Below are 13,459 nucleotides of genomic sequence, written 5' to 3'. Positions count from 1 at the left end.
CGCTACGGGTATCCACACCTACTCTATGGTAAAACTGCGGCAGCGCCCCTCCGGGCGAGCCGGGTCGCGAAAAAGCGGTCCACGGCATTCGACATGGCCGAGACCATCTTGGCCCGCCATTCCTCCGACATCAACAAATCTAAGTCTTTTTGGCTCGACAGGTAGCCAAGTTCGACAAGAACGGACGGGACGTCGTGCGCCCGCAGCACTTGGAAGCGGGCCTGCCGGTGGGGGTTCTTGTTGAGTCGGGCCACAGAATCGAACTCGCCCACGAGACGGGAAGCGAAGCCGTGGGAGAAGCCGCGGGTCTCCCGAAGGGTGAGGTCCATCAGGATGTCGGATACGTCGTCCGGCATGTCGCCCGATTCGACGCCGGCCACCGCATCGGCCTTGTTTTCGCGATCCGCCAGCCGGGCGGAATCCGCGTCCGACGCCCGCTCGGACCCGGTATAGACCGTCAGCCCGCGCACGTCCTGCCCGCCCGAGATCGAATCCGCATGGATCGAGATGAAGAGATCGGCCTGGACCGAGCGGGCGGCACGCACCCGGTCTCCGAGGGACACGAACACGTCCTGATCGCGGGTCATGAGCACCTTGTAGCGACCGCCCTCTTCGAGCTTCTTCTTCAGCCGCTGGGCAAAGGAGAGCACCAGATCCTTCTCGGCCACGCTTCCGGAGCCGGCCGCTGCACCCGGATCGATGCCGCCATGGCCGGGATCGATCATGATCACCGGACGGGCATCCTTGGTCGCGTGCACGACGGGTGCGGGACCCTCCTTCACTGGTGCGGCGCTTCCCGATGCGGTTTTGCGGAACTCCTCCCGATCAACCCGGGAGAGCTCAATGGTCAGGATCGTGGCGGCGCCGGTCGCGTCCGGTGCAGTGGTCAAGCCCGACACGACCGCCGGCTGCGCGAGGTCCATCACCACGCGGGAGCGTCCGGGAGCAAAAAGACCGTAGCGGTAGGAGGCGATGAGCCCCTCCTTGCTGCGTCCGGCCTCGGCCGGCAGATGGAAGGCCACCTCCGGCAGGTCGATGATCAGCCTGTCCGGGCGCTCCATGAGGGAGACTTGCGCCGTCACAGGCTTCGACAGGGTCACCTTGAACCGGGTCTTTGCCCCATCCTGCTCGATCGCAGCGGCGGCGGCGATGATCGGGGTCGCGGGCTTCGCGCCCTCTCCCGCCGCCCAGGCATGACCCGTCCCGGCAGCGAGGATAATCGCCACGAGACAAGCGCCGACAAAGCGTATGAAGAGGGAAAGAGGCATCGCTGATCGCTGTGTTTCGAGCGTCCTTTCCTATACTCATAGCGGGCGTTTGGTTAACGGAACCTCACGCCCGGCGGCCGTTTACTGAGACTCTGTTGCATTCATGGCACAGTGAGACAGCATCTTGCCAAATGCCCCATTCGATCTGTAATGATCTTGATCCCGTCCGGCATGGCCGAATCTGACGGCGGCTCCGAGGAGACGGTTGTGTTGACCGATCCTTCAGGGACCGCCTCACCCTCGACAGGCTACGGACAGGATCAAAGGGCGACGCCTGTCGCCACTCGCCGATGGCCGGTTCACCCGGCCCATCGATATCTACGAAAGGGCCGTCTCGAATGGTTGCACACACGAAGTCAGCTATGACCTTCGTTTCTGCATCGTTCGAATCGCGCGTATCCCTTCGCGCACGCCCCATCACCACCCTTTCCGGCCCTGTGCCGGCCCAATTCAACCCAGAATGCGCCCCTTCGCGGCGCAGGATGGCGATCGACAGCACTCCGAACGCAATTTCAGCCCGTCGCCTTCGCTTGCGGCGTGCCTCACCGCCCACAATGCGGCCCCTGCCTCAGGTCCTGCCCTCGATCGCCATGTCGAGAGTTCAACATGGCAAACAAGATGCTCATCGATGCCTCCCACCCGGAAGAAACCCGGGTCGTGGTGGTACGTGGTCAGAAGGTCGAAGAATTCGACTTCGAGTCCGCTAACCGGAAGCAGCTGCGCGGGAATATCTATCTCGCCAAGGTCACCCGGGTCGAACCGTCTCTCCAGGCGGCCTTTGTGGAATACGGCGGAAACCGCCACGGGTTCCTGGCTTTCAGCGAAATCCATCCCGATTATTACCAGATTCCGGTCGCCGACCGGCAGGCCCTGCTCGAAGCCGAGGCGGAAGCCCAGCGCGAGGAGGAGCACGAGGAGGAGCGCCGCAGCAGCCGCGGCGGGCGTCGCCGCCGTTCCTCGCCGCGCCGCGCCGACAACAGCGAGACCGTTGTCTCGACCGAGGCCGAGGCCGGCGCCGTAGAAGCGATGCACGCGGGCGAGGCCTCCGATCAGTCGGAAGCCGGCGAGACGAGTGAAACCCCGCAGCTGGACGCTTCCGCGTCCGGATCGGCCGAGAGCGCCACGTCGGAAGCCAGCGAGGGCACCGAAGGGGCCGCTGTCGAAGCGGTCGAGGCATCGGCGCATGTCGCCTCCGCTCAGGACGAGGACGACTCGGACGAAGCCGAAGCCCGTTCGACCGACGGCGATCGGGAATCGTCCGACGATGAGGACGAAGAAGACGAAGACGAGGACGACGTCGAGGAGCACGAGATCGTCGAGCAGCTCGGCGGCGACGATGCCATCGAGGATCTTCCGCAGCGCCGGCGCACGCCCCGCAAGCAGTACAAGATCCAGGAAGTCATCAAGCGCCGCCAGATCCTCCTGGTCCAGGTCGTCAAGGAAGAGCGCGGCAACAAGGGCGCGGCTCTCACCACCTATCTGTCGCTCGCAGGCCGTTACTCGGTGCTCATGCCCAACACGGGCCGGGGCGGCGGCATTTCCCGCAAGATCACCAATGCGGCCGACCGCAAGCGCCTCAAGGAAATCGCCCAGGAGCTGGAGGTGCCTGAAGGAATGGGCATCATCCTGCGCACGGCCGGCGCCTCGCGCACCAAGCCCGAGATCAAGCGCGACTACGAATACCTGATGCGCCTGTGGGAGAGCGTGCGCGAGCTGACCCTCAAGTCCGCCGCCCCTGCCCTCGTCTATGAGGAAGGCTCGCTGATCAAGCGCGCCATCCGCGACCTCTACAACAAGGACATCGACGACGTGATGGTCGCCGGCGAGGACGGCTATCGCGAGGCCAAGGACTTCATGCGGATGCTCATGCCGAGCCATTCGAAGCTGGTCCAGCCCTACCGCGATCCGCAGCCTCTCTTCGCCAAGTTCGGGGTCGAGGCCCAGCTCGATGCCATGTTCTCGAACGTGGTGACGCTCAAGTCGGGCGGCTATCTCGTCATCAATCCGACGGAAGCCCTCGTCTCCATCGACGTGAACTCCGGCCGCTCCACCCGCGAGCACAACATCGAGGACACGGCGCTCCGCACGAACCTCGAAGCCTCCGAGGAAATCGCCCGCCAGCTGCGCCTGCGCGATCTCGCCGGCCTCATCGTCATCGACTTCATCGATATGGAGGAGAAGCGGAACAACCGCGCCGTCGAGAAGAAGCTGAACGAGTGCCTGAAGAACGACCGCGCCCGCATCCAGGTGGGCCGCATCTCGCCCTTCGGCCTGCTCGAGATGTCGCGCCAGCGCATCCGCACCGGCGTGCTCGAATCCTCCTCGATCCCCTGCCCGCACTGCGCCGGCACCGGCTCCGTGCGCTCGACGCCGTCCGTCGCCCTGCAGGTGCTGCGCTCGATCGAGGAAACCCTCATCAAGAACGCCAGTTACAACCTCGTGGTCCGCACCAGGATGGAAGCGGCCTTCTACATCCTGAACCAGAAGCGCATTCACCTGCGCGAGTTGGAAAGCCGCTTCGGCGTCGCGATCTCCATCGTGGCCGACGACACCCTGCAGGGCCACACCACCTACGCCATCGACCGCGGCGATCCGGCCCTCAAGCTGGAGCACAAGTCGGCCGCGACCGGCATCCAGATCGACGCCATCATCCCCGTCGACGAGCCTGTCGAGGAGGATGAGGTCGAGACGGAAGAGGACACCGCCGAGGAGACCCAGGCCGCCGGCGAAGAGCGCGGCGAGCAGGGCGAAAGCGAAAGCGAAGGTGATCGCCGTCGCCGCCGCCGCCGTCGCCGCCGTCGGGGTCGCGACCGCGAGGTTTCTGCCGGAGCGGACCAGGGCGACGAGAGCGCCGAGGGCGAAGAATCTGAAGGCGAAGCCGGCGAGGACGAGGCGGAAGCCCAGACGTCCGGAGCCGAGGCAGCATCGGCTGAGGCTGGCGAATCCGAGGACGACCGCGGGGGACGCCGCCGCCGTCGCGGTCGCCGCGGCGGTCGTGGACGCGGCCGGGACGAGAATGGCGAGTTCGCCCAGGAGGAAGGCTCCTTTGCCCCCGACCAGGCGGAAGCCGCACCGGCCTCCGACGCGACCTCTCCCGCAGATTCGCAGCCCGTGGCCGAGGCTCCCAAGCCCGCAGCCCAGGAAGAGCGGATCATGGCCCCGCAACAGCCCGTCGCCGAGGAGCCTGCCGCTCCCGCACCGGTGATCCCGGAGCCTGAGCCGGTCGCCGTCGTGCTGACCCCACCCGACCCGGAGCGCCCCAAGCGCGCCGGCTGGTGGTCCAAGGCCAAGTCTGTCCTGAGCGGATCGTAAGATAAAAACAAAATGCCCGGCTCAACGCCGGGCATTTCTTTTTGGACATCATCTCAAACGTCATGGCCGGGCTTGTCCCGGCCATCTCGATCCGAAGAAAGCTGCGTCTCTCATGATCGAGATCACCGGCACAAGGCCGGTGATGACGGGAAATCTTTACTTCAGCCACGCCTTCAGCCGCGCCACAGTCTCGCGGCAGTCGTTCTCGGAGCCTGCGAACGACAGGCGCAGGTAATGCGAGCCCTCGATGGGATCGAAGTCGAGACCGGGCGTTGCAGCGACGCCCGCCTCCTCCAGCATGCGCCTCGAGAACCCGATGGAATCGTTCGTGAAGCGGGCGATGTCGGCATAGATGTAGAAGGCCCCGTCCACCGGGTGCATTTCGGCAATGCCGACCTTGGGCAGTTCCTCCAGCAGATAGGCGCGGTTGCGGGCGTAAGCGGCCTTGACGGCCTCCAGCTCCTCCATGGCGTCGAAGGCGGCGAGCGCTGCCACCTGCGAGAGATAGGGCGGCGAGATGTAGAGGTTCTGGGCCAGCCGCTCGATGGGGCGCACCAGCCGCTCCGGCACCACGATCCAGCCGATGCGCCAGCCGGTCATGCAGTAATATTTGGAGAACGAGTTGATCACCACCGCGTCGTCGTCCGAGGCGAGCGCCGTCGAGGTCGGCTCGCCGTAGGTGAGGCCGTGATAGATCTCGTCGGACACGAACCAGAGCCCCAAGCGGCGGCAGGTCTCGCCCAGTTCGGCGAGCGCCTTGCGGCCGATCATGGTGCCGGAGGGATTGGCCGGGCTCATAGCCAAGATGCCGTGCAGGGGCTTCTCCGCATGAGCCCTGGCGATGGACTCGGCGGTCATGATCCAGCCGTCCGCCTTGGCGAGCGGGATCGTCACCGGCTCGATACCGAGTGCCTCCAGGATGTTGCGATAGGCAGGATAGCCCGGCGCCGTGATCGCCACCCGCTGGCCCGGATCGAAGAGGCTCAAGAAAGCCAGCACGAACCCGGCCGAGGAACCGGTGGTGACCACCACCCGCTCCGGCGCGACGCTCACCCCATAGGTGTCCTTGTAATGCCGGGCGATGCGCTCGCGCAGGGCGGACATGCCCAGCGCTTCCGTATAGCCGATGCGGCCGAGGTCGAGGGCCGCCTTCGCGGCCTCACGTGCGGCGCGCGGCGCCGGTGCCGACGGCTGGCCCACCTCCATATGGATCACGCTGTCCCCCCGCCGCTCCTTGGCGGCGGCCGCGCTCAGCACGTCCATGGCGAGAAAGGAGGCGACGCGGTCCATGCGGCGCGCGATGAGGGGCTGGTGGAGATCGGCGGATGCTTTGGTCATAAACAGGCTCGTATCCCGTTGGACGGATGGTCTCAAGGCGCTTTCCAGTGTCATTCCCGGCCGGAGCGCAGCGGAGGGGAAGGGAATCCATAGGTACACGCACCATTATGGATCCCCTTCCCGGCCTGCGGCCGCCGGGGATGACACCTGGTGCTGTAGACAGGTGTGAATACGCAGCCGTGATTTGACGCCGCGCTCGTCAAGCCGCTAACTCACGACAGAACGGATAAGTCTCAAGTCCGACTTGAACCATCGTTAAAGTGCGGACTTATCTCAAGAATTCCACAAAGGACCCTCAATGCGCTCTTCGTTTCTCAAGATCGGCCGGGCTGTGGCCCTGCTCGGCACATTGGCCATGGCACCCGCCGCGATGGCGCAGAGCGTGGTTTTCACCGACCAGCAGAAGCAGGCCATCGGCGAGATCGTGAAGGACTACCTTCTGAAGAACCCTGAGGTCCTGACCGAGGTGATCGCCGAGCTCGAGAAGCGGCAGGGGGAAGCCCAGCAGGTGGCTCAAGCCGGCGCCGTGAAGGAAACCAGACAGTCGCTCCTGAACGCCTCGCACTCCTACGTGGTCGGCAACCCGTCGGGTGACGTCACCCTGGTGGAGTTCTTCGACTACAACTGCGGCTACTGCAAAAAGGCGCTGGCGGACGTTCAGACCCTCATGAAGAGCGATCCCAAGCTCCGCGTGGTCCTGAAGGACTTCCCGGTCCTCGGGCCCGATTCCGTCGAGGCAAGCCGGGTGGCGCTCGCGGTCAAGAACCAGCTCCAGGGCCAGAAGCTCCTCGACTACCATGTGAAGGTCATGGACACCCGCGGCCGGGTGAACGGCGAGCGCGCCATGGCGGTCGCCAAGGAGATGGGGATCGACATGGCCCGCCTGCAGAAGGACGTGGAGAGCGCCGAGATCCGCAATGCCCTTCAGGAAAACATGGCTCTCGGAGACAAGCTGAGCCTCTCCGGAACCCCGGCCTTCATCGTCGGCGAGACAGTCATCCCCGGCGCGGTCGGCCTGGAGCCCCTGAAGCAGCTCGTGGACAATGTCCGCCAGTGTGGCAAGGCTAATTGCGGCTAGGGTTTCACCGCCACTGTCATTCCGGGGTGGCTATAGACCGAGCCCGGAATGACAATGGAAGCTGACACGCCGCCGCTTTTCGGGCCGAACTGCCCCCTCTGCCCTTCCGGAACCCCCGCCAAGCTTGGGAAAGCCCAGGTTTTCCCCTTTCCCCCTGCTCGCCTTTTGGCTAAGAGGGCGCTTCGGCTCCGCCTGACGGGGCTTCAAGGAACGCTCCTTATCCGATGACCACCGTCTTCGTCCTCAACGGACCCAACCTCAACCTGCTCGGCCGCAGGGAGCCTCAGATCTATGGCAGCACCACGCTTGCCGACATCGAGAAGCTCGTGCGCGAGAAGGCCGAGGCTCTTGGGGCGGCCGTCACCTTCCGCCAGTCGAACCATGAGGGACATCTGGTCGACTGGATCCAGGAGGCAGGAGCTCAGGGAGCCGGCATCGTCATCAATGCCGGCGCCTACACCCACACCTCGATCGCGCTCCGCGATGCCATTTCCGGCAGCGGCGCTCCGACGGTCGAGATCCATCTGTCGAACGTTCATGCTCGCGAGGGCTTTCGCCATCGCTCGCTCATAGCGCCCGTCTCCGTCGGCGTGATCTGTGGTTTCGGGCCCGTGAGCTACCTACTCGGCCTGGAAGCGGTTCACCGGGTGATGGCCGAGCGGGCCCGCCAGGTGAAACCCTCCCAGCACTAATTCCTCAAAAAAGCAGAGGTAAGCCCCATGGCCAAGGAAAACCCTTTCGATCCTGATCTCGTCCGCGAGCTGGCGAACCTGATCGCCGACACGGATCTCAGCGAGATCGAAGTGGAGAAGGGCGACCTTCGCATCCGCGTGGCGCGCATGGTCACCGCCGCCGTCACTGTTCCGGTAGCGGCTCCGGCCGCTCATCACGCCCCCGCCCCGGTCATGGCACCGCCGCCATCCGTGGCCGCTGCGGCCGAGGCTGCCACGAAGGCGGGCGCGCCCAACCCGGGCGCCGTGCTCTCGCCCATGGTCGGCACCGCCTACCGCAAACCCTCCCCTGATGCGAAGAACTTCGTCGAGATCGGCTCCAAGGTGCAGGCCGGCGACAAGGTTCTCCTCGTCGAGGCCATGAAGACCTTCAACGAGATCGTGGCGCCCCGCGCCGGCACCGTGACGGCCATCTTTGTCGAAGACGGAACACCTGTTGAATACGGCGAACCCCTCCTCGTCATCGAGTAAGGCGCGATATGTTCGATAAGATCCTGATTGCCAATCGAGGCGAGATCGCCCTGCGCATCCTGCGCGCCGCGAAGGAACTCGGCATTGCCACTGTGGCGGTGCATTCCACCGCCGACGCGGATGCCATGCATGTGCGCCTTGCCGACGAGAGCGTCTGCATCGGCCCGCCGGCCGCCCGCGACAGCTATCTCAACATCCCGGCGCTCATCGCCGCCTGTGAGATCACCGGCGCCGACGCGATCCATCCCGGCTACGGCTTCCTGTCCGAGAACGCGCGCTTTGCGGAGGTGCTGGAGCATCACCGCATCGCCTTCATCGGCCCCAAGGCGGAGCACATCCGCATCATGGGCGACAAGATCGAGGCTAAGCGCACGGCCAAGCGCCTCGGGATTCCTTGCGTGCCCGGCTCCGAGGGCGGCATCACCGACGACGACGAGGCCAAGCGCGTCGCCAAGGAGATCGGCTACCCGGTGATCATCAAGGCCGCGGCCGGCGGCGGCGGACGCGGCATGAAGGTGGCGCGCACCGAGGAGGACCTCGTCCACGCGCTCCAGACCGCCAAGACCGAAGCGAAAGCCGCTTTCGGCGACGATGCGGTCTATATCGAGAAGTATCTCGAGAAGCCGCGCCACATCGAGATCCAGGTTCTCGGCGACGGCAAGGGCAACGCCATTCATCTGGGCGAGCGCGACTGCTCGCTCCAGCGCCGCCACCAGAAGGTCTGGGAAGAAGGCCCCTCGCCCGCGCTGAACCTGGAGATGCGCGAGCGCATCGGCGGCGTGGTGGCGAAAGCCATGCAGGAGCTGCAATATGCAGGCGCCGGCACCATCGAGTTCCTCTACGAGGACGGCGAGTTCTACTTCATCGAGATGAACACCCGCATCCAGGTGGAGCACCCGGTCACGGAGATGATCACCGGCATCGACCTGGTGAACGAGCAGATCCGCGTGGCGGCGGGCCATCCGCTCTCCGTGAGGCAGGAAGACATCAAGATCGAAGGCCATGCCATCGAGTGCCGCGTGAATGCCGAGCATCCCTCGACCTTCCGCCCCTCGCCCGGCACGATCAGCTACTTCCACCCGCCGGGCGGGTTGGGCGTGCGCGTCGATTCGGCGGCCTATCAGGGCTACCGCATCCCGCCGCACTACGACTCCCTCGTGGGCAAGCTCATCGTGCATGGCCGCACCCGCAACGAGTGCCTCATGCGCCTCCGCCGGGCCTTGGACGAGTTCGTGGTCGATGGCATCGACACCACGCTCCCGCTCTTCCGCACCCTAGTGCGCAACCCGGAAATCCAGAACGGCCAGTACGACATCCACTGGCTGGAGAACTTCCTGAAGACCGGCGGGCTCGGAGACGAGTAGGTGTAACGTCTTGTTATGACATATCGGACCCTCTATTCTCGCCAAAACGGAACAGAGGGCCGCGTCATTGAAGGCGAGGCTATGAACACATGCCTCGCTTTCTTCATGTCGGTTGCGGCCCAAAGCGCAAAAATCAGAGCGTCAAGGCTTTCGCCTCGCCCGAATGGGAAGAGGTCACGCTCGATATCGACAGGAGCGTAAAGCCGGACCTCGTCGATAAGCTTCCCGAGTTGTCCCAGGTTGAGTCGAACAGCTTCGATGCGGTCTACTCGGCTCACAACATCGAGCATCTCTATCCGCACGAAGTGCCGGTGGCGCTGCAGTCGATGCGCCGGGTCCTCAAACCCGACGGCTTCGTGATCCTCACCTGTCCGGATCTTCAAACGATCGGGGAGAGACTGGCCTCGGGCGATATCGAAGCACCGATCTACACCAGCGGCAGAGGGCCGGTCGCTCCTCTCGACATGATGTATGGCTTCAGGCCCGCAATGGCGGAGGACAACCTCTATATGGCCCATCATACGGGCTTCACGCTGAAATCGCTCGGCGATGCCTGTATCCGAGCCGGCTTCGGCAAATTCTTCGGATTGAGACGTCCGCAGAGATACGACCTGTGGGGATTGGCGACGAAACTGCCGAAAACCGATGCCGAGATTCACTAACTCGGCAAAATCTATCTGACACCGGTCTGACTTCGGGTTTGAGCTATCCTATTTTGAAGGGCAGCCTGATTGATCAGATATGTAGGTGAATGCCCCACTCTCCCGACCATGCACCCGAGATTACCGCCGATATCCTGCTGAAAGCCTACGCAGCCGGGATCTTTCCCATGGCGGAGGATGCGGACGATCCGTCCCTGTTCTGGGTGGAGCCGCGTGAGCGGGGGATCATTCCCCTCGATGACTTCCATGTCTCCAAGCGCCTCGCCCGCACCGTCCGGTCGGATATGTTCGAAGTCCGGGTCGACCAGAACTTCGACGCGGTGATCGCCGGTTGCGCGGCACCCGCGGCCGACCGGGAGAAGACCTGGATCAGCCGTCGGATCCGGGAGCTCTATGGTGAGCTTTTCAATGCGGGCTACTGCCACACGGTGGAGGTCTATCAGGAGGGCCGCCTCGTCGGCGGTCTTTACGGGGTCAGGCTGAACGGCGCCTTTTTCGGCGAGAGCATGTTCCACACGGAGCGCGACGCCTCCAAGGTGGCGCTCGTGCATCTCGTAGCGCGCCTGCGCCGCGGCGGCTTCTCGCTGCTGGACACCCAGTTCGTGACCTCGCACCTGGCGCAGTTCGGCGCCACCGAGGTTCCGCGGCGGGCCTACAAGCAGATGCTGCGCAGCGCCATGGAGCATGGGGCCGACTGGAACGTCTTGCCCCGGGACAGGATCGTGAGCGGCGAGGAAGTTCTCGCTGCCCTCAGCGCCCCTTAATTGGGGCGATCCGAATTGATGACCGGCGCTGCTGCAGGCTGGCGGCGTTGGGGTTGGCGCTGTTGCGGCGCCGGCTGCCGCAGGGGTGCCGTCTCGACGGCGGGAGGACGCGGGGCGGTGCCGCCGGCCGGGGTTGTAATGTCCCCGGGCCGCGCAGGATCGTTTGGGCCGCGCGCCGCATCCTGGATGGGCGGCAGCTCCTCGGGGGTTTCCTTGGGCTCGGCGATCACCTCGGTGCCGCCTTTGCAGTCCACGAGCCAGATGTCGTAGACCGGGTGTTCGAGGCCGTGCAGGCCCGGGCTCGCCGCAAACAGCCAGCCCGAGAAGACCCGCTTGGCCTTCCCCTCTGATCCGGGCTCGTCCACCTCGATGAAGGATGTGGTGTTCGGCGTTTCCGTGGGCGGCTTGGTGAAGCAGACCCGCGCCGTCACCTGAAGCGCCCCGAACTGGACGGTTTCATCGACGGCCACTTCGAATGACACGATGCGCCCGGTGATCTTGTCGAGCCCCGAGAACACGGCCGTGGGATTCTTGATCCTGTCCGCCTGCGCCGCGCCGAGGCTGCCGAGTAGCGATGCGAGCACCAGGGCCGCCCGCGTCCATCCGAATGTCATCATGCTGTCCAGGCCAAGTTCGATTTGGCGTTTCTCGTCCGGCCAAGCTCGGCCGCACCTTGTTCCGTTCGGCAACGCGATAGCACGTGAACCATGATGGAAAAAGGGCAAGGCGGGAAGATAGGACAGGGATCCGCCCTGCCCCGGAAATCAGCCTGCCTGCGAGAGCGCTCTGAGCCCGCCCCGAAGAACCTCCGGCTGCACCTCCGGCAAGCCCGCCTCGATGGCGGCGTGGAGGTCGCGCCAGATCGGGACGGCTGCGGCCAGGGCCTCCCGCCCCTTGTCCGTGAGGCCGAGCAGCCGGCTGCGACGGTCGTCCGGGTCGCGGACAATGGTCACGAACCCATCCCGCTCGAGCGGCTTCAGGGCGGCGGTGAGCGTGGTCCGGTCCATGGCCAGAAGCTGCGCGACGGGACCGATCGGCGGGGGCTTGGGCCGGTTGAGGGCGTTCAGCAGGGAGAACTGGCCCGAAGTGATTCCTGTCGGCCGCAGCGCCTCGTCGAAGCGCCGCGACAGGGCCCGGGCGGCCCGCTGCGCATGCAGGCACAGGCAGGTGTCGCGCACCAGATGGGTTGTCTCGTAGGAAATCGCCTGCTCGTTTGACATGCCCTATTTATGTTGATATCAACCTAAATGTCAAGAGGAACATGCAACGAAGTGTCACGACGGGACGCTTCGCCAACCAGCCGTTCAAAGTGGCAAGGGAGAGACGCGATGGCTTATGTGGACGGGTTCGTGCTGGCCGTACCGGCCGACAAGAAGGAAGTTTACCGGAAGCACGCGGCCGAGGCGGTGCCCCTGTTCAAAGAGTTCGGCGCCACCCGGATGGTCGAATGCTGGGGGGACGACGTGCCGGACGGAAAGCTGACCGACTTTCGCCGCGCCGTGCAGGCCAAGGACGACGAGGTCGTGGTGTTCAGCTGGATCGAATATCCCTCCAAGGAAATCCGCGACGCTGCCCAACAGAAGATCATGACCGATCCGCGCATGGAGGAGATGGGCCAGCAGATGCCCTTCGACGGCAAGCGAATGATCTTCGGCGGCTTCATGCCGATCCTCGACGTCTAAGGAGCAGTATCATGGCCAATCAGCACGGCGACTTCAGCTGGTACGAACTTCTGACGAACGACGCTGACGCTGCCGCGCGCTTCTACGGCGCGGTGATCGGCTGGCAGAGCCGCTCGATGGAAGGATCCGACCAGGATTACCGGATCTTCGGGATCAACGGCGCGGATGTGGGTGGCCTCATGCCCTTCCCTCCCGGTGCCGAGAGCGCGGGAATGCGCCCGGTGTGGCTCGGCTATGTCGCGGTCGAGAATGTCGATGCGGCCGCGGCCGATATCGTGCGGGACGGCGGCACGCAGCACATGCCGCCCACCGACATTCCGGGCGTCGGGCGCTTCGCCATGCTGTCCGATCCGCAAGGGGTGATGTTCTACATCATGCGCGGCGCGGTGGATGCAACGAGCACGGCATTTGACCAAAGCAAGTTCGGCCATTGCAACTGGAATGAGCTTTCCACCAGCGACCCGCAGGCGGCGCTGGCCTTCTATCGGAGCCGCTTCGGTTGGGAGAAGGGTGATGCCATGCCCATGGGCGAGATGGGCGACTACCAGTTCATCGAGCACGGCGGCCGGACCATCGGGGCCGTGATGAAGCGCACGCCAGACGGTCCGCCGCCCCTATGGACGTTCTATTTCGGCGTCGAAGACATCGATGTTGCCGCACAGGCCGTGCCCGGCCATGGCGGCACGATCCACTACGGCCCCGCCGAAGTGCCGGGCGGTGTCTTCATCATCGTGGCCGGCGATCCGCAGGGCGCCCTGTTCGGCCTCGTCGGTCCGCGCAAATCGTAAG

The 13,459-nt window shown here is 64.8% G+C and carries 13 protein-coding genes; 9 read left to right on the top strand and 4 right to left on the bottom strand.

The features are described from left to right. Positions 1-23 precede the first annotated feature (23 nt). The gene (locus IC232_RS08675) at positions 24-1,268 is read right to left on the bottom strand and encodes an N-acetylmuramoyl-L-alanine amidase (RefSeq protein WP_190844529.1); all 1,245 of its coding nucleotides are present in this window, start codon (positions 1,266-1,268) and stop codon (positions 24-26) included. A gap of 606 nt (positions 1,269-1,874) precedes the next feature. On the opposite strand from IC232_RS08675, the gene IC232_RS08670 reads away from it, so the two are divergent. Then, positions 1,875-4,580 carry a ribonuclease E/G gene (locus IC232_RS08670; protein WP_190844528.1) on the top strand — a complete coding sequence of 902 codons (2,706 nt, stop codon included), beginning with the start codon at positions 1,875-1,877 and terminating at the stop codon, positions 4,578-4,580. A 156-nt stretch (positions 4,581-4,736) separates the two neighbouring features. On the opposite strand, the gene IC232_RS08665 is transcribed toward IC232_RS08670, so the two are convergent. Then, a complete protein-coding gene (locus IC232_RS08665; protein ID WP_190844527.1) occupies positions 4,737-5,918 on the bottom strand; it encodes a pyridoxal phosphate-dependent aminotransferase in 1,182 nt (393 codons plus the stop codon). 298 nt (positions 5,919-6,216) lie between these two features. Here IC232_RS08665 and IC232_RS08660 point away from each other — a divergent pair, with 298 nt between their 5' ends. The 6 genes from IC232_RS08660 to aat all read left to right on the top strand — a co-directional run bounded on the left by IC232_RS08660 (position 6,217) and on the right by aat (position 10,988). Next, on the top strand, positions 6,217-6,996 hold the full coding sequence (locus IC232_RS08660) for a DsbA family protein (protein ID WP_190844526.1): 780 nt from the start codon (positions 6,217-6,219) through the stop codon (positions 6,994-6,996). Positions 6,997-7,220: 224 nt separating this feature from the next. Next, entirely contained in the window at positions 7,221-7,688 is a 468-nt protein-coding gene (gene aroQ / locus IC232_RS08655) for a type II 3-dehydroquinate dehydratase (protein ID WP_190844525.1), read from the top strand. Between the two features lie 27 nt (positions 7,689-7,715). Further along, positions 7,716-8,198, top strand: a complete 483-nt coding sequence (accB, locus tag IC232_RS08650; RefSeq protein WP_190844524.1) for an acetyl-CoA carboxylase biotin carboxyl carrier protein — start codon at positions 7,716-7,718, stop codon at positions 8,196-8,198. A gap of 8 nt (positions 8,199-8,206) precedes the next feature. Then, positions 8,207-9,562, top strand: a complete 1,356-nt coding sequence (gene accC / locus IC232_RS08645; RefSeq protein ID WP_190844523.1) for an acetyl-CoA carboxylase biotin carboxylase subunit — start codon at positions 8,207-8,209, stop codon at positions 9,560-9,562. 89 nt (positions 9,563-9,651) lie between these two features. Beyond that, positions 9,652-10,224 carry a class I SAM-dependent methyltransferase gene (locus IC232_RS08640; protein ID WP_190844522.1) on the top strand — a complete coding sequence of 191 codons (573 nt, stop codon included), beginning with the start codon at positions 9,652-9,654 and terminating at the stop codon, positions 10,222-10,224. An 89-nt stretch (positions 10,225-10,313) separates the two neighbouring features. Beyond that, the gene (gene aat, locus IC232_RS08635) at positions 10,314-10,988 is read left to right on the top strand and encodes a leucyl/phenylalanyl-tRNA--protein transferase (RefSeq protein WP_190844521.1); all 675 of its coding nucleotides are present in this window, start codon (positions 10,314-10,316) and stop codon (positions 10,986-10,988) included. On the opposite strand, the gene IC232_RS08630 is transcribed toward aat, so the two are convergent. Together IC232_RS08630 and IC232_RS08625 are read right to left on the bottom strand one after the other, a co-directional pair. Next, positions 10,985-11,602, bottom strand: coding sequence for a DUF2155 domain-containing protein (locus IC232_RS08630; RefSeq protein WP_190844703.1), 618 nt, complete (start codon positions 11,600-11,602; stop codon positions 10,985-10,987). The genes aat and IC232_RS08630 overlap by 4 nt on opposite strands. Before the next feature lie 150 nt (positions 11,603-11,752). After that, positions 11,753-12,208 carry a MarR family winged helix-turn-helix transcriptional regulator gene (locus tag IC232_RS08625; RefSeq protein WP_190844520.1) on the bottom strand — a complete coding sequence of 152 codons (456 nt, stop codon included), beginning with the start codon at positions 12,206-12,208 and terminating at the stop codon, positions 11,753-11,755. A 108-nt stretch (positions 12,209-12,316) separates the two neighbouring features. On the opposite strand from IC232_RS08625, the gene IC232_RS08620 reads away from it, so the two are divergent. Together IC232_RS08620 and IC232_RS08615 are read left to right on the top strand one after the other, a co-directional pair. Next, entirely contained in the window at positions 12,317-12,670 is a 354-nt protein-coding gene (locus tag IC232_RS08620) for a DUF1428 domain-containing protein (protein WP_190844519.1), read from the top strand. 11 nt (positions 12,671-12,681) lie between these two features. After that, positions 12,682-13,458 (top strand): VOC family protein, encoded by a 777-nt coding sequence (locus IC232_RS08615; RefSeq protein WP_190844518.1) that lies wholly within the window; start codon positions 12,682-12,684, stop codon positions 13,456-13,458. The last annotated feature ends 1 nt before the right edge of the window (position 13,459 follow it).

The organism is Microvirga sp., assembly GCF_014699075.1.
GTDB lineage: Bacteria > Pseudomonadota > Alphaproteobacteria > Rhizobiales > Beijerinckiaceae > Microvirga.
The sequence above is the reverse complement of the archived record's forward strand: the minus strand, read 5'-3'. Positions and strand labels throughout refer to the sequence as shown.